The 16,157-nt window shown below is 35.6% G+C and carries 9 protein-coding genes and 4 pseudogenes; 9 read left to right on the top strand and 4 right to left on the bottom strand.

Annotated elements, in window-relative coordinates:
* The first annotated feature begins 155 nt into the window (after positions 1 to 155).
* Together Q5W13_RS19470 and Q5W13_RS19465 are read left to right on the top strand one after the other, a co-directional pair.
* Positions 156 to 2,565 (top strand): annotated as a pseudogene (locus Q5W13_RS19470) (alpha-ketoacid dehydrogenase subunit alpha/beta).
* Positions 2,566 to 2,709: 144 nt separating this feature from the next.
* Complete coding sequence (locus Q5W13_RS19465; RefSeq protein WP_304444145.1) at positions 2,710 to 3,084, top strand: DoxX family protein; 375 nt, start codon at positions 2,710 to 2,712, stop codon at positions 3,082 to 3,084.
* 1 nt (position 3,085) lies between these two features.
* On the opposite strand, the gene holA is transcribed toward Q5W13_RS19465, so the two are convergent.
* The gene (gene holA / locus Q5W13_RS19460; protein ID WP_304444144.1) at positions 3,086 to 4,087 is read right to left on the bottom strand and encodes a DNA polymerase III subunit delta; all 1,002 of its coding nucleotides are present in this window, start codon (positions 4,085 to 4,087) and stop codon (positions 3,086 to 3,088) included.
* Between the two features lie 26 nt (positions 4,088 to 4,113).
* Here holA and Q5W13_RS19455 point away from each other — a divergent pair, with 26 nt between their 5' ends.
* From Q5W13_RS19455 to Q5W13_RS19445, 3 genes and pseudogenes are all read left to right on the top strand, one after another.
* Positions 4,114 to 4,560 carry a type I restriction enzyme HsdR N-terminal domain-containing protein gene (locus Q5W13_RS19455; RefSeq protein WP_155596278.1) on the top strand — a complete coding sequence of 149 codons (447 nt, stop codon included), beginning with the start codon at positions 4,114 to 4,116 and terminating at the stop codon, positions 4,558 to 4,560.
* A gap of 12 nt (positions 4,561 to 4,572) precedes the next feature.
* A pseudogene (locus Q5W13_RS19450) lies at positions 4,573 to 5,572 on the top strand (glycosyltransferase family 2 protein).
* Between the two features lie 103 nt (positions 5,573 to 5,675).
* On the top strand, positions 5,676 to 6,530 hold the full coding sequence (locus tag Q5W13_RS19445; RefSeq protein WP_155596276.1) for an OmpA/MotB family protein: 855 nt from the start codon (positions 5,676 to 5,678) through the stop codon (positions 6,528 to 6,530).
* 90 nt (positions 6,531 to 6,620) lie between these two features.
* Here Q5W13_RS19445 and Q5W13_RS19440 read toward each other — a convergent pair whose 3' ends face one another.
* The 3 genes and pseudogenes from Q5W13_RS19440 to ychF all read right to left on the bottom strand — a co-directional run bounded on the left by Q5W13_RS19440 (position 6,621) and on the right by ychF (position 10,971).
* Positions 6,621 to 7,241 (bottom strand): L-threonylcarbamoyladenylate synthase, encoded by a 621-nt coding sequence (locus Q5W13_RS19440; protein WP_304444143.1) that lies wholly within the window; start codon positions 7,239 to 7,241, stop codon positions 6,621 to 6,623.
* A gap of 121 nt (positions 7,242 to 7,362) precedes the next feature.
* On the bottom strand, positions 7,363 to 9,624 hold the full coding sequence (locus Q5W13_RS19435; RefSeq protein ID WP_446001952.1) for an ATP-dependent helicase: 2,262 nt from the start codon (positions 9,622 to 9,624) through the stop codon (positions 7,363 to 7,365).
* A gap of 251 nt (positions 9,625 to 9,875) precedes the next feature.
* Positions 9,876 to 10,971: pseudogene (ychF, locus tag Q5W13_RS19430) on the bottom strand (redox-regulated ATPase YchF).
* A gap of 282 nt (positions 10,972 to 11,253) precedes the next feature.
* Here ychF and Q5W13_RS19425 point away from each other — a divergent pair.
* The 4 genes and pseudogenes from Q5W13_RS19425 to Q5W13_RS19410 all read left to right on the top strand — a co-directional run bounded on the left by Q5W13_RS19425 (position 11,254) and on the right by Q5W13_RS19410 (position 16,019).
* The gene (locus Q5W13_RS19425) at positions 11,254 to 11,832 is read left to right on the top strand and encodes an RNA polymerase sigma factor (RefSeq protein WP_155596272.1); all 579 of its coding nucleotides are present in this window, start codon (positions 11,254 to 11,256) and stop codon (positions 11,830 to 11,832) included.
* A 58-nt stretch (positions 11,833 to 11,890) separates the two neighbouring features.
* On the top strand, positions 11,891 to 12,190 hold the full coding sequence (locus tag Q5W13_RS19420; RefSeq protein WP_304444142.1) for a hypothetical protein: 300 nt from the start codon (positions 11,891 to 11,893) through the stop codon (positions 12,188 to 12,190).
* A 23-nt stretch (positions 12,191 to 12,213) separates the two neighbouring features.
* Positions 12,214 to 12,885, top strand: a complete 672-nt coding sequence (locus Q5W13_RS19415) for a FecR family protein (protein ID WP_304444141.1) — start codon at positions 12,214 to 12,216, stop codon at positions 12,883 to 12,885.
* A 401-nt stretch (positions 12,886 to 13,286) separates the two neighbouring features.
* Positions 13,287 to 16,019 (top strand): annotated as a pseudogene (locus Q5W13_RS19410) (TonB-dependent receptor).
* Positions 16,020 to 16,157: the final 138 nt, after the last annotated feature.

Below are 16,157 nucleotides of genomic sequence, written 5' to 3'. Positions count from 1 at the left end.
TTGAATTCATAATAAAATCAATTTTTGACAATAGAAAATTATCAATACACTATTGATTTCCGTTCTTTTTTAAATATATTTTGATCAAGTATGTTCTGCAAGCATTGTAAAAATGCTTCTAGTTTGTTATTTTTGTAAAAACTCGTAAAGCTTAAATGGATACTTCGCCTAAAACAAGTAACGATATTACGTTTGATGATTTCAAAACCCAAATCATAAGCGATTACAAAATTGCTGTTCTCAGTAGAACATGTAGTCTACTGGGTAGAAAGGAAGTTTTGACCGGAAAGGCAAAATTTGGAATCTTTGGAGATGGAAAAGAACTGCCTCAATTGGCAAGGCTCGATCTTTTAAAGATGGGGACTTCAGAAGCGGTTATTACCGAGATCAGACTTTTATGATGGCCTTAGGGCTTTTGACTCCAAAAGACATGTTTCATGGGCTTTATGCCACTACAGATATAGAAAAGGAACCTATGAGTGCAGGTCGCCAAATGGGTGGCCACTACATAACTCATAGTCTTAATGAAGACGGGAGTTGGAAGAATCTAATGAACCAAAAAAACAGTAGTGCAGATATTTCTTGTACTGCTGGCCAGATGCCTAGACTATTAGGTCTTGCGCAAGCTTCTAAAGTATATAGAAACCTAAATGGTTTAGACGCTACTAAATTCTCTAATAAAGGGAACGAAGTTGCTTGGGGCACTATTGGTAACGCCAGTACTAGCGAAGGCATGTTTTTAGAAACAATTAATGCTGCAGGAGTGCTTCAAGTGCCTATGGTAATAAGTATTTGGGATGATGAATATGGTATTTCTGTACCCGCAAAATTCCATACTACAAAAGAAGATATTTCAGAAATTCTTAGTGGCTTTAAACGTACCGAAGAACAGAACGGTTACGAAATATTCAAAGTTAAGGGATGGGATTATACCGCCCTTATGCATGCTTACGAAAATGCTGCAGATATAGCTAGGGACGAACATGCGCCTGTTATTATTCACGTAACAGAACTTACCCAACCACAAGGTCATTCCTCTTCTGGTTCTCACGAACGTTATAAGAATGAAGAAAGACTGGACTGGGAAAAAGAAAACGATTGCAACAAACGATTTCGTGAGTGGATTCTGGAAACAGGCATCACCACAGACGAGGAACTAAAAGTAATTGAAAAGAATATTGTTAGGGAAGTTCGCTCTGCAAAAAGAGAGGCTTGGTCCGAATATTTAGAAAATCACAAAGCACTTAAGAAAAAATTGGTGGTGCTATTGGATAACGCTTCACTAAAAAGTCAAAACAAAAACTTTATCGTTAAGGTTAAAAACGACCTTATTGCTATAGAAGAACCTATTAAAAAAGATTTGGCTGTAAGCTCCATAAAGCACTTAGATACTTGATTGGAGAGTCATTTCCTGAGAAACAAGATCTTTTACAATGGACCAATACATTCCTAAAAGAAACGCAACCATTATATAGTGCTAATTTATACAATGACGGACCTACAGGCGCTTTAAGCGTTGCGGAAGTAAAACCGGAATACGCAGACACTACTGAAAATGTTGATGGCCGTGTTATTCTGCGAGATAATTTTGATAAAATTTTTGAAAAATACCCAAACAGCTTAGTTTTTGGTGAGGATAGTGGCGCTATAGGAGATGTTAATCAAGGACTTGAAGGACTGCAGGATAAATATGGTAAGATTAGAGTAGCCGATACCGGTATAAGGGAAACTACCATTATTGGACAAGGCACAGGAATGGCAATGAGAGGGCTTCGCCCAATTGCTGAAATTCAATATCTAGATTATATTTTTTACGCACTATCTACTTTAACGGATGATGTAGCTTGTTTAAGGTACCGTACTGCTGGGAAACAAAAAGCACCATTGATTGTAAGAACAAGAGGTCACCGGCTAGAAGGTATTTGGCATTCAGGCTCTCCAATGGGAACTTTAATTCACTCTTTACGTGGTATGTATATTTTATCACCTAGAAACATGACACAAGCGGCTGGCTTTTACAATACCCTTTTAAAAACCGATGAACCCGCTTTAGTAATCGAAAGTTTGAATGGCTATAGGCTGAAAGAACAAAAACCTACTAATTTAGGAGAATTCTGTACGCCAATTGGCAAAGTTGAAACGATTAAAGAGGGAACCGATATTACATTGGTATCTTATGGCTCTACACTTAGAATTGTATCACAGGCCGCAGAAGAACTAAAAGAAGTAGGTATTGATGCTGAAGTAATAGATGCACAGACCTTATTGCCTTTTGATGTGCACCATGACACTTTAAAGAGTATTAAGAAAACAAATAGATTACTTGTAATAGACGAAGATGTTCCCGGTGGATGTTCAGCTTACTTGCTTAACGAAATCATTGAGAAACAAGGAGCATATGCATATTTAGATTCTGCTCCACAGACACTTACTTCACAAGCACACAGACCTGCTTATGGTACTGATGGAGATTACTTTTCAAAACCGAATGCGGAAGATGTTTTTGAAAAGGTATATAACATCATGAATGAATTAGACCCAGAAAGCTTCCCGGAAATACGTTAACTAATTAGGTATCAAACCCATCAGTATATAACAAAACGGCTTTGCCGTAATAATTTATATACCTATGGGTTTATTTCTTTGAAATGCATTTGGGCAACTTCATAAAAAAGAATACTTTTATAATTAAAGTAAACTCAAAAATAGATGTCCAACACACTTTTAAAAGATATTGGTTTAGCCTTATTACGAATCGCAGCGTCTGCAATGATGGCCGTTCACGGGTATGGAAAATTGCAAATGTTGATTAACGATGCGGAATTTGCCGACCCCATTGGTATTGGCTCAACACCTTCTTTATTTTTAGCTGTACTAGCAGAATTCGTTTGTCCAATCTTAATCATCTTTGGTTTCAAGACCATATTAGCAGCTATTCCTGCTGCTATTACTATGGGTATCGCAGCATTTATGGTACACGGAGCTGACCCATTTCAAAAGAAAGAACTAGCACTTATTTATTTCGTCATCTTTGTAGCTATAATCCTTTTGGGGCCGGGAAAATACAGTGTAGATAAAAGATAATTTAGATAATTTTTACCAAGAGTTCTTTTAAAAGGTCCGCTTGCGAATTAACGTTAGCCCCAACACCTTTCCCTTTCAAATCCATTTCGCGAAGAGAAGATATAACACCACTAACCTTTTTCATAGGGTAGTTACGGGCTGCTGTCTGAAACTCACTAACAAAATATGGGTTAATCCGCAGTGCACTTGCTACGCTCTTAGGAGAATGATCTTTTAAACCGTGATATTGTAAAAGTTGCGTAAAGAACGAATGCAACAAAGTTACGGTGAGCACAAAAGGATTATCCTTGGGGTTCTGAGAAAAATAATTAATAATACGGGTTGCCTTCAGCACATCTCTTTCTCCAATAGCCTTTTTAAGCTCAAAATTATTATAGTCCTTACTTATGCCTATATGGGCTTCTATATCCGCCGGTGTAATCTCGCTCTGCTTAGGTAATACTAACTGCAATTTTTCCAGTTCATTATTGATACGGCTTAAATCCGTGCCTAAATACTCGGTTAGCAAAATAGCTGCTTTGTGAGATATACTATACCCCCTATTCTGTAGATTTTTTCTAATCCAATCAGAGACCTGATTATCATACATTTTTTTGCTTTCAAAAAGAACTCCCGCCTTTTGAACAGACTTATACAACTTCTTACGCTTGTCTAGTTTTTTGTATTTATAGCAAACCACTAATACGGTAGACATCTGTGGATTGTCTACATAAGACGTTAGGTTATCTATAGTCCTAATAAGATGTTGTGCTTCCTTAACAATAACTACTTGGCGTTCTGCCATCATTGGATATCGCTTTGCGTTGGCAACAATATCGTCTATGGTAACGTCTTTTCCATAAAGCACCATTTGGTTAAACCCCTTTTCTTCTTCGGCAAGTAGTTTTTTCTCAATGTAAGAGGCAATGGCATCAATATAATAGGGCTCTTCCCCAAATAAAAAATATATGGGTTTGATTTTGCCGTTTTTAATATCGGTAACTATTTGTTTTGCTTCATCCATCCAAAAAAAATCATCAAATTTGCTAAATGGTACCCCTTAATTTTCCGGAGTATAAATTCCGTCTCAAAAGTAGCGAAAATAACGTGCGCATTTTTGACAGTATACGCAAAAAGTTTGTTGTACTGCAACCCGAAGAATGGGTAAGGCAACATGTAGTCAATTATTTGCTAGAAGAAAAAAGCTATCCAAAAAGTTTGGTAAACGTTGAGAAGCAATTGGTTATAAACGATATTAAGAAAAGATACGATATTGTTGTTTTTAATTCGGACGGCAGTATTCACATCTTGGTAGAATGCAAAGCTCCCCAAATAAATATAGATCAAACTACTTTTGACCAAATAGCACGCTACAACCTTGAATTAAAGGCCGATTATCTGATGGTAACCAATGGACTTGACCATTTTTATTGCAAAATGGATTTTACTTCAGAAAAATACACGTTTCTAAGGGATATTCCTGATTTTAGCCGTTAATTTGCGATCGTTTTGCGTATTGCTGTCGTCATATTAAATTGGAATGGAGAGGTACTTCTTGAAAGATATCTGCCCTCTGTTGTGCAACACTCTGGTGACGCAGAAATCTACGTTGTTGATAATGCTTCCACAGATAATTCAGTTGCTTTTATCAAAACCAATTATCCTTCCGTCAAGATTGTTCAGAATAGCGAAAATGGCGGCTTCACAAAAGGATATAATGATGGACTTAAAAGTATAGATGCCGATATTTATTGTCTTCTAAATTCCGATATAGAAGTAACCGGAGGTTGGTTACCCCCATTATAAAAGTCTTTTCCGAAAACAAAGAAGTTGCTATTGTACAGCCAAAAATTATGGATCTAATGCGTCCGGATTATTTTGAATATGCAGGAGCAGGCGGAGGATTTATAGATCAATTAGGCTATCCTTTTTGTAGAGGACGTATATTTCAAGATCTTGAAAAGGATAACGGACAGTATGATGATATTACCGAGATTTTTTGGGCAACAGGCGCATGCATGTTTATTAAAAAGGAAGTCTACTGGGAACTAAATGGATTTGACGAACATTATTTTGCACACCATAAGAAGTTGATTTATGTTGGAGAGCCAAAAACAATGGTCATAAGGTGTTCTATGTAGGCACTTCTAAAGTGTATCACCTGGGAGGTTCAACCCTTAGTAATATGAATCCTAAGAAAACGTATCTGAATTTTAGAAACTCTCTTTTCTCCATTACTAAGAATTTACCAAGAAGAAAAGCATTGACGATTATTATGCTTCGTCTACTGCTTGATGGGATTGCAGCAATTCGGTTTATCTTTCAATTTAGATTTAGACATTGCTTAGCAATTTTAAGGGCACATTTAAGCTTCTATAGGCATTTTAGAAAAATGTACAAAAGGAGGGAAAAAGCCAATTTTATCCAAAAATACTACTATACGAAGTCCATTGTATGGCAGCATTTCGTACATCATGTAAAGAATTTTAACGATTTAGTAAAACATTAACTAATTTTACAAATACTACCTTTGGCGATTATCTAATTTTGTCTCTTATTGACATTAGTTAAAAAATCAAATAACAATCATTAAATACTTAGTAACTCTCATTATGAAAAAATTAATTTTAGGCTGTTTAGGAGTGACCATGTTGTTGTCTTCGTGTGTATCACAAAAGAAGTATACTGATTTAGAATCAAAACATAAAGAAGCGCAAGATCTTTTAAATTCCGCAACGGTTAAATTGAACGATTGTTTAGAAGAAAAGGCCACTACTGGTTCTAGACTTAAAACATTACAGGATCAAAACGCATTTTTAAAAGCTAACAATCAAGAGTTGATTAATAACATGGGGAACTTGACTACCTTAACTTCAAAAGGTGCCGAGAATCTTGAAAAATCTTTGGAAAGCTTACAAGAAAAAGATCTTACGATACGTAAATTACAAGATGCCATCACTAGAAGAGATTCTGTAAACCTTTCTTTAGTACAGAGCTTAAAAGGTGTTTTGGGTAACCTAGATGACGAAGACATCCAAATTAGCGTTGAAAAAGGTGTTGTTTTTGTTTCTATATCTGATAAACTATTGTTTAGCAGTGGTAGCTACAACGTTACTAGCAGAGCAAAAGAAATTCTTGGTAAAGTTGCACAGGTTGTAAACAACAAACCAGATTTTGAATTTATGGTAGAAGGCCACACTGATGATGTACCTTACGGAAGACATGGTGTTCTTTTGGACAACTGGGATTTAAGTGTAAAACGTGCTACAGCAGTAGTTAGAATTTTACAAAATGATTACAATGTTGATCCTAAGCGTATGACTGCAGCTGGTAGATCAGAGTATGTTCCTGTTTCTACAACTGAAAAATCTAAAAACAGAAGAACTCGTATTGTTGTTCTTCCTAAAATTGATCAGTTCTACAGTATGATCGAAGAAGGTATGGATGATCCTGCTATCAACAACTAAGCAGTAACTATAGCATAAATAAAAACCGCAACTTTATAAGTTGCGGTTTTTTTATGTTCAATTCTCATATTTCCGAGATTTTACTTTCTTTTAGAAAATATCAATATCTCCTTTACCTTCTCTAATAACTAGGGGCTCCCCATTAGATAGGTCAATTACTGTTGAGGCTACGTTATCTCCATAACCACCATCAATAACAATATCCACTAAGTTTTCCCACTTTTCAAAAATAAGTTCCGGATCTGTGGTATATTCCAGTAAATCATCTTCATCATGTATAGAAGTTGATACAATAGGGTTTCCGAGACCTTCTACGAGCGCTTGTGCTATAGCGTTAGCCGGAACTCTAATTCCTACAGTCTTCTTTTTTTTAAAGTCCTTAGGCAGGTTTGTATTACCGGGAAGAATAAAAGTGTACGGTCCTAGCAGCGCCCTTTTGAGTATTTTAAAAGTAGCCGTATCTATTTGCCGAACATAGTCGGAGAGGTTACTTAAATCTGCACAGATAAAAGAAAAATTAGCCTTGGCTAATTTTATACCTTTGATGCGGGCTATCTTTTCCAACGCTCGCGAGTTAGTTATATCACAACCCAAACCGTAAACAGTATCTGTTGGATAAATAACCAAACCACCTTTTCGCAAAACATCCACTACCCGCTTTATTTCTTTAGGGTTTGGATTCTCTTCGTATATTTTAATAAATTCCGCCATAGTTTTAAACTAATCAATTTCTAATATATACACTTTTACATAAAAGTAATTACTATTTCTAATAGCTGATAAAATAAAAGTAACTTCAGAAGAAAAGATAAAATATATTCTAAAACCAGTCTTATGAAATGACCTCTAACTTCGCAAAACGAAGCAATAGCTTTTTAATATCCCCTTTTACAAACTGAATTTCCGCTTTTCGGTCATTCCCTACGCCTTCTATTTTAATTACTTTTCCACGGCCAAAACGAGTATGATTAATGATACTACCCTCAGCTAAATTTGGGTCTACCTCATTGGTATTCCCAATAGGAGTAGCAAGTTCTGGCTTTAATTTCCTTAGTTTTCTGAGTTGACCTTCATTAGGTTTTTTACCGCTAGGCGGTGGTGTTCCTTTAGTTGGTTTACCCTGCCGCAACCTACTTTTATCAATCTCTCCAAAAATATCATTATCTACAAGTGGCTTATATCGGTAACCTGTATCAATTGGTGTGAGATTTTCTACATATTTCTCATCTATTTCCTCTAAAAACCGACTAGGTTCTGCGTCTATCAACTTACCCCATCGGTATCTATTTTGAGTATAGGTAAGATATGCCTGTTTCTCAGCACGTGTAAGCGCCACGTAGAATAACCTTCGCTCCTCCTCCAGTTCGCTTCGCGTGTTCATACTCATTCCGGAAGGGAATAAATCTTCTTCCATACCTACGATATAAACGTATGGGAATTCAAGACCTTTAGCTAAGTGAATGGTCATAAGAGCAACACGGTCATCATCACCTTTATCATTATCCAAATCTGTTGCCAATGCCACATCTTCAAGAAATTCACCAATGCTTCCTGTAGCGTCGGCAATTTCCATCTGTCCCTCTACAAAATCTTTAATACCGTTGAGTAGCTCTTCGATATTCTCCATTTTGCCAATACCTTCGGGAGTTCCATCTTTTTTAAACTCTAAAAGAATACCCGACTTCTTGGCCACATGCTCCGCCATTACAAAAGCATCGGCAGTTTCGTTCATAATCTGAAAACTTTGAATCATGGTAGTAAAGTCCTGCAACTTTCGTTGCGTACCAGCATTTATTTTCAGGTTAATTTTATCAAGGTTTTGAATCACCTCAAAAATGGAACGGTTATAATGATTGGCGGCAACCGTTAACTTGTCTAAAGTAGTTTGACCGATACCCCTTGCCGGAAAATTGATAATACGCTTAAGAGCTTCTTCATCTTTAGGATTAATGACCAATCGCAAATAACTCAATACATCCTTTATTTCTTTTCGCTGATAAAAAGAAAGTCCACCGTAAATACGGTAAGGAATATCACGCTTTCGTAGCGCGTCCTCCATAGCACGTGATTGCGAGTTGGTACGATAGAGTATAGCAAATTCACCGTTACCCAATTGCTCGTTCATCTTGTGGTCCCAAATAGAACCAGCCACAAACCTACCTTCTTCGGCATCAGTTGTACTACGATGTATTTTTATGCTAGAACCATCATCGTTCGACGTCCAAACTATTTTCTCTAGCTGCTCTTTGTTTTTTGCGATAATTGAGTTTGCCGCATTTACTATATTTCTTGTAGACCTATAATTCTGTTCTAGGCGATACATGCCCACATTATCATAATCTTTCTGAAAGTTTAATATGTTACTAATATTCGCCCCACGAAACGAATAAATACTCTGCGCATCATCTCCCACCACACAAATGTTATGAAAACGATCTGCTAGTGCCTTCACTATAAGGTATTGCGAGTGGTTTGTATCTTGGTACTCATCAACCAAAATATATCGGAACCTATCTTGGTACTTGGCCAATACTTCAGGAAAACGATTTAAAAGTTCGTTAGTACGAAGTAAAAGGTCATCAAAATCCATAGCGCCCGCTTTAAAACAGCGATCTACATAGTTTTGGTATATCTCTCCCATTCTGGGTTTTTTGGCCATAGCATCTGCCTCTACCAAATCAGGATCTTTCAAATAAGCTTTAACAGTTATTAAACTGTTTTTAAATGACGAGATACGATTTTGTACCTGTTTGTACTTATAAATATCTTTATCTAGACCCATTTCCTTAATAATGGAAGCCAGCAGCCGTTGCGAATCTTGCGTATCGTAAATAGTGAAATTACTAGGAAAACCCAGTTTATCGCCATCAAACCTTAGCAACTTGGCAAAAACGGAGTGGAATGTACCCATCCAAAGGTTTTTAGTCTCCGATCTACCCGCTATCTTGGCAATACGCTCTTTCATTTCACGTGCTGCCTTATTGGTAAACGTTAACGCCAGAATATTGAAAGGATCAACACCTTGTTGCATTAAATACGCAATCCGATAAGTAAGAACCCTGGTTTTCCCTGACCCGGCTCCGGCGATAACCATTAACGGTCCATCTTTATGTAGAACGGGTGCTCTTTGGGCATCGTTCAATTCATCTATAAAATTCTTCAATTTACTAGAGTGTTTTTTAGAATTGTGAATTTAACCATAAATAGGCTTATCCTAAAATGATGTTGATTTCTTTTATAAACAGGAAGCCTATTTATAAATAAAGACCACATAAGATATACTCATGTGGTCTTCAAATATTATTTTGCTACCAACTTAACAAATAGTCATAGCTATATTAAATACTATACGTTGAATCTAAAGTGCATTACATCGCCATCTTTAACAATGTACTCTTTACCCTCCACACGCATTTTACCAGCTTCTTTTACCTTAGACTCACTACCAAATTCTACATAGTCATTATAAGCGATAACCTCGGCACGAATAAAGCCTTTCTCAAAATCAGTATGAATTACACCAGCCGCCTGTGGGGCAGTAGCACCAACAGGAATAGTCCAAGCACGTACTTCCTTTACACCAGCTGTGAAATACGTTTCTAAATTCAATAATTTGTAAGCACCACGTATTAATTTAGCCGAACCTTGGTTCTTCTAAACCAAGATCTTCCAAAAACATTTGACGCTCTTCGTAAGTTTCTAATTCAGTAATATCTGCTTCTGTACCCACTGCTAGAACAACTACTTCTGCATTTTCCTGAGCTACAGCAGCCTTTACCCTTTCTACATATTCGTTTCCTGTTGCTGCAGCATCTTCATCTACATTACAAACGTACATTACAGGTTTATCTGTAATAAACTGTAAAGGCTTTACAAATTCTTCTCTATCTTCTTTGGACAATTCAATAGCACGAACTGATGTACCCGCTTCTAAGCCCGTTTTTAACTTTAAAAGAACGGCTTCTTCTTTTTGGGCTTCTTTATTACCCGTTTTAGCAGCACGTTTTACTTTGTCCAGTTTTTTATCTACTGTTTCTAAATCTTTTAGCTGCAATTCCATATCAATGGTCTCTTTGTCCCTAATTGGGTCAACAGAACCATCTACGTGAATAATATTATCATCATTAAAACAACGTAAAACATGCAAAATAGCGTCGGTTTCACGAATATTTCCCAAAAACTGATTACCTAATCCTTCGCCTTTACTAGCTCCTTTTACCAAACCAGCAATATCAACGATTTCAACCGTTGCAGGTAAAACGCGTTCTGGGTCTACCAAAGTCTCTAGTTTTTGCAATCGAGCATCCGGAACATTTACCACTCCTATATTAGGCTCTATTGTGCAAAAAGGAAAATTGGCGCTTTGTGCTTTAGCATTGGAAAGACAATTGAAAAGAGTTGATTTTCCTACATTTGGCAATCCTACAATACCTGCTTTCATCTTGAAAATTGTAATTAAAGTTTGAATAAATTTAAAAGGTCCTCTAAAATAGGCTGCAAAGATAACTTTTTGAATTGGTATTTTTAATAAAACTCTGTCTCTCACTTATCGCACCAAATCTTCTCTTTTTAACCTTCCCAATTATCTTTAAATTATACTCAGTTAAATAAGTGTATCATTGCCACATATTTAATTAATTGTTATGTTTGCTGATTTTATTATTTCATTTAACATAATTTTAATAATGATTATATATATTTATGGTCTGGACAGATATAGAATATGAACACTTCTTCTGAAAAACCTTTGTGGCAATTATTTATTGAAGGTGATAAAAATGCCTTTTCTTCATTATTCAAAACCTACTATTCACAATTATATAGTTATGGTTTGAAAATATCTTCTGATCAATTTATTACTGAAGATTGTCTCCAAAGCTTTTTTATTTACTTACATAAAAATAGAAGAAATTTAGGCGAAGTTAATAATGTAAAATCCTATTTATTTGTATCATTCAGAAGAGCTGTCTTAAAAAGTCTTAAAAAAGAACGCCTCTTTACTTCTTTTGAAGAAAGTTTAGAGTCTAGTCAATCCTTTGGATTTTCACCCGAAGAATTAAAAATTGAACAAGAAATAAGCAACACAAAGAACACTACCCTAGTAATCCTACTCAACTCCCTATCTACAAGGCAACGGGAAGTAGTGTATTTAAAATACTACAGTGGGCTATCTATTAAGGACACAGCAGAGGTGATGGATATCTCCTATCAAAGTGTATTAAATACGTTACAAAAAGCATTTACCAAGTTGCGAAGCGAGATACTAGACCATGAAATATCTGCTGTTTTAAAAAAAACTTAAAAAAAAAATAGGGTATAAATAATAAAAGATGGTCTCTTTATTAATGAAGACCATTTTTATGAGTAAAAAAAACCTTTCCCTTTTAGAAATTCTGATAGACGATATTTCGTTTGTGAATTGGGCCAAGAACCAAAATCAAAACGATGTAGCCTTCTGGAACAATTGGATTGAGAAGCACTCGGATAAAATAGAAACCGTATTTAACGCCAAAGCTATAATTCTAGGAATTCAGTTTGATAATGCGAAAATTTCTGAAAGTAAAATTGAAAGGGAACTTAGCCATGTACTAGCTCAGCTAGAACCAGAAAAAAAGATTCCAAAAGTAAAAAAACCACCTCAAAGGCAGTTAAATATATAGCAATTACTGCTGTTTTAGTCCTCATGGTAACCTTCGGTTATAGTTTTTTACCTACTGATACCACAGTAACCCATAAAACGGTATTTGGTGAAATCATTGATTTAAAATTACCTGATGGTACTTCTGTTGTTTTAAACGGAAATTCTGAAATTTCATACGACAAAACATCCCCACGTAATATAAACTTATCAGGAGAAGCTTATTTTAAAGTAAAATCTATACCATCTACCAAAGCTAAATTTTGGGTAAATACGAAAGATTTAAAAGTTGAAGTCTTTGGAACACAGTTCCATGTAAGTACAAGAGATAATAAGACCGGTGTTCTTTTAGATGAAGGTTCTATAGAACTTTTATTGGACGATGGTACTACTCAAAAAATGATACCGGGTGAGTTGGTTTCTTACTCTAAAGAAGATAAAGAAATAACACATGACAAAGTAACCCAAGACCTTTCATACTCTTTATGGCGCGAAGGAACTTATATTTTCAATAACACATCAGTATATGAGGTTATGAAAAATGTAGAACAGGCATATGGAATGAAAACAGAATTCATTGACGAAGAACTTAAAGACCAAAAACTAACCGGGGGTATCCCTAATCAAAATCTCAAAATTTGTTTGTCAGCAATAGAAAAATCGACTGGGACTAGAATTGTCGTTAAAGACAAAAGACTACTAATATTTAAGAACTAACTAAAAATTAAATGATTATTATGAGAAAAACTATTATGAAAACACTGTTAACTGCAAGCCTAGCAATAGGAACTGTGCAGGTTCAGGCATCAGAAAACAACATTACCATGGAAGTGGAAGAGAATGTTGCTCTGTCCGATTTTCTTACTGATATAAGCAAAAAGCATAATGTTTATTTTACTTATAATGCTAGTCTAATATCCGGAGAAAATTTAGATCCTGAAGAGTATAGATATAGTAAGCTCAATAAAATTATAAACAAACTTGAAAGCAAAACAAGTTTTGATTTTGAGTATTTAGGCAACAACTATTACGTGGTTTACCACAAAAAAGCGGAGAAAGTTAAACTAAATAAACTCTCTCTTAATACTTTAAAATATAGTACAGTTAAAGATTTATCCATATTACAGCAGTCAATAACTGGTAATATTAAAGATCAAGATGGTAATCCATTAGCAGGTGTTAACGTTGTCGAAAAAGGTACGACCAATGGAACTACATCTGATTTTGATGGTAATTATACTATTGATGCAGCAGCAGATGCGACATTGGTATTTAGCTACATCGGCTTTCCTACCAAGGAAAAAAAGGTGTCAGGTAAATCTGTTGTTAACGTTTCACTAAGTGAAGGTGTACAATTAGAAGAGTTTGTAGTAGTAGGTTCTAGAACTGCTCCTAGAAGTAATGCTGATACGCCTTTACCAGTTGATGTTGTTGGCGTAAAAGAATTGACTTCTACGGGTCAAGCAACTTTTGACAAAGCTTTGCAATACAGAATTCCATCATTTAATACGGTTCAAACACCAGTAAACGATGCAACTTCTTTACTAGATCCTTATGAAATCCGTAACATGGGACCAAGTAGAACTTTGATTCTAATTAACGGTAAACGTAAAAACTTAAGCGCCTTGCTTTATACTCAAACCTCTCCAGGACGTGGTGAAACAGGTGCGGATATTTCTGCGATACCTACAGATGCAATAAAAAGAGTAGAGATATTAAGAGATGGTGCTTCTGCTCAATACGGTTCAGATGCAATTGCAGGTGTAATGAATATTATCTTAAAAGACACCCCTAATGAAGGTTCTGCTACAATTCGTACAGGAATTACTTCAGAAGGTGATGGCGAAATGTTTGGCGTAGCCCTAAACAATGGTAGTTCTATTGGTGATGACAAAGGTTTTGTTAACTACACGGTTGATTTATCTAAAGTAAACCAATCAAATAGACCAGGCACCGTAGATGCTGGCGGTGAGGCTGCCGATTTTGGAGCTGACATTGCAGATGTACAAGAATTTTTATCACGAAGACCAGATGCTGGAAACATAAATGGCTCTCCTGAAACAGCTGCAGCAAAATTTTCTGTAAACTTAGGATATGAATTAAGCGACAACACTTCTCTTTATGCAAATGCCGCATATGTTTACAAAGCTGTTAATAGTTTTGCTAATTACAGAACGCCATATTGGAGAACTGTAGATGATTACCCTTATTTAGCAGATTTTTTCCTGGAAACAATCCAAACACAGCTGGAGGTTATGATGGTTATGTTCCTACTTTTGAAGGTGAGTTGAGTGATTACAACGGAACAATCGGTTTCAAATCAACCATTAATGATTGGAATATTGATGCAAGTTTTACGACTGGTGGAAATACTCAAACATACAAAGTAAACGACACTCATAATAGAAACGTAGTTTACTCTCCATCTACCTGGGTTGATGCTGACGGTAATGGTTCTGTTGATGATGGTGAAATTTCCGAAGGTGCTGAATTATATAGAGAAAACAGTCAACAATCATTTAACCCTTATGGAACTAGATTTTCACATAATGTAGGTAACATTGACATTTCTAGATTACTTTCTGACAGAGTGAGTATTGGTTTTGGTGCAGAGTTTAGAACTGAAACTTTTGAAATTATAGAAGGAGAATTAGCTTCTTACGATGGTGGTGGTGCAGATTCATTTGCTGGTGCTTCTCCTCAAAATTCAGGTAAATTTAACCGTTATAATATTGGTGGTTACTTGAGCTTAGATTACGATGTAACAGATGCCTTCCTATTAAGTGGTACTATTAGAACAGAAAACTATTCTGATTTTGGTAATGCATTCGTATACAAATTTAGTACACGTTATAAAGTAGCCGACGCTTTTACCTTAAGAGGTTCTATTTCTTCAGGATTTAGAGCTCCTACTCTACACCAAATATATACGCAAAAAGCGCAGTATAGTTTTGTCTTAAGGACAAGGTATTCAAGTGGGCGGTTTAATTAATAACGTATCTACACAAGCTAAGCTTTTAGGCATACCGTCATTAGATGCTGAAACGTCTACCAACTTCACCATTGGTTTTGGCGGTAAATTAGGTAATAAATTAAGCTATACTTTTGATTACTACAATATTGCTGTAGAAGATAGAATTGTATTAGGAAATGAAATTGGAGGTAGTGGAGATCCTACTAACCCATTAGATATTCTTTTAGCAAGCAATAATTTAAGTGATGTTAGCTTTTTCTCTAACGCTATTGATACAAAAACTTCTGGTGTAGATGTTGTTCTTGCCTACAAAGGTATTGCGCTTGGAGCAGGTAGTCTAGATTTAAATTTATCAGGAAACTATACGATTCAAAATGAACTTAATGGCCCTGTTAAGGATATTGATTTAGTAGCAAATTCAGGTCAGTCTGTAGTTAACGGTACTCAAGAAGCTTTGTTCTTTACTTCGCGTCCGGAAACAAAATGGATTTTTGGAATTAACTACGATATCAATAAATTCGGTTTCTCTTTGAATAATACGTATTTCGGAAAGACTAAATTCCAACAACAAGGTTTAGACGAGAATTTATTTACTGAGTTTACACCAAACGTTGTAACCGACTTGGGAATCAATTTTAATGCGACTGAAAAATTTACGATTGCATTAAATGTCAATAATATATTTGATGTGTTGCCTGAGTGGAGTTTTCAATCTAAAAACGCTGCAGGTAATGCCATTCTTGCTGACCCAGCGCAGGTTCAAAACCAATCTAACTTAATTACTTTCAACCAAAGATATTCTCAAATGACTTATGATGGTTACCATTTTAGTCAATTAGGAACAATGTTTAACTTATCGTTGAACTATAAGTTCTAAGATTTGAGTTTAAGTGTATTTTTGTTTTAGCTAAAGCTGCCTGTAATAAGGCAGCTTTTTTTATTCAGATAATTCAAAATAGAATATTCAAAGTGTTTGGCTTTGGTTATAAGAATTTATTTCTATGAATACTGGCAT

Origin of the sequence: Zobellia laminariae, from assembly GCF_030553095.1 — a bacterium.
GTDB lineage: Bacteria > Bacteroidota > Bacteroidia > Flavobacteriales > Flavobacteriaceae > Zobellia > Zobellia laminariae.
The sequence above is the reverse complement of the archived record's forward strand: the minus strand, read 5'-3'. Positions and strand labels throughout refer to the sequence as shown.

Excerpts from the sequence above, each read along its gene's own strand:
- Q5W13_RS19465 (WP_304444145.1), top strand. The coding sequence starts at position 2,710 with ATGTCCAACACACTTTTAAAAGATATTGGTTTAGCCTTATTACGAATC.
- holA (WP_304444144.1), bottom strand. The coding sequence starts at position 4,087 with ATGGATGAAGCAAAACAAATAGTTACCGATATTAAAAACGGCAAAATC.
- Q5W13_RS19455 (WP_155596278.1), top strand. The coding sequence starts at position 4,114 with ATGGTACCCCTTAATTTTCCGGAGTATAAATTCCGTCTCAAAAGTAGC.
- Q5W13_RS19445 (WP_155596276.1), top strand. The coding sequence starts at position 5,676 with ATGAAAAAATTAATTTTAGGCTGTTTAGGAGTGACCATGTTGTTGTCT.
- Q5W13_RS19440 (WP_304444143.1), bottom strand. The coding sequence starts at position 7,241 with ATGGCGGAATTTATTAAAATATACGAAGAGAATCCAAACCCTAAAGAA.
- Q5W13_RS19435 (WP_446001952.1), bottom strand. The coding sequence starts at position 9,624 with ATGGTTATCGCCGGAGCCGGGTCAGGGAAAACCAGGGTTCTTACTTAT.
- Q5W13_RS19425 (WP_155596272.1), top strand. The coding sequence starts at position 11,254 with ATGAACACTTCTTCTGAAAAACCTTTGTGGCAATTATTTATTGAAGGT.
- Q5W13_RS19420 (WP_304444142.1), top strand. The coding sequence starts at position 11,891 with ATGAGTAAAAAAAACCTTTCCCTTTTAGAAATTCTGATAGACGATATT.
- Q5W13_RS19415 (WP_304444141.1), top strand. The coding sequence starts at position 12,214 with ATGGTAACCTTCGGTTATAGTTTTTTACCTACTGATACCACAGTAACC.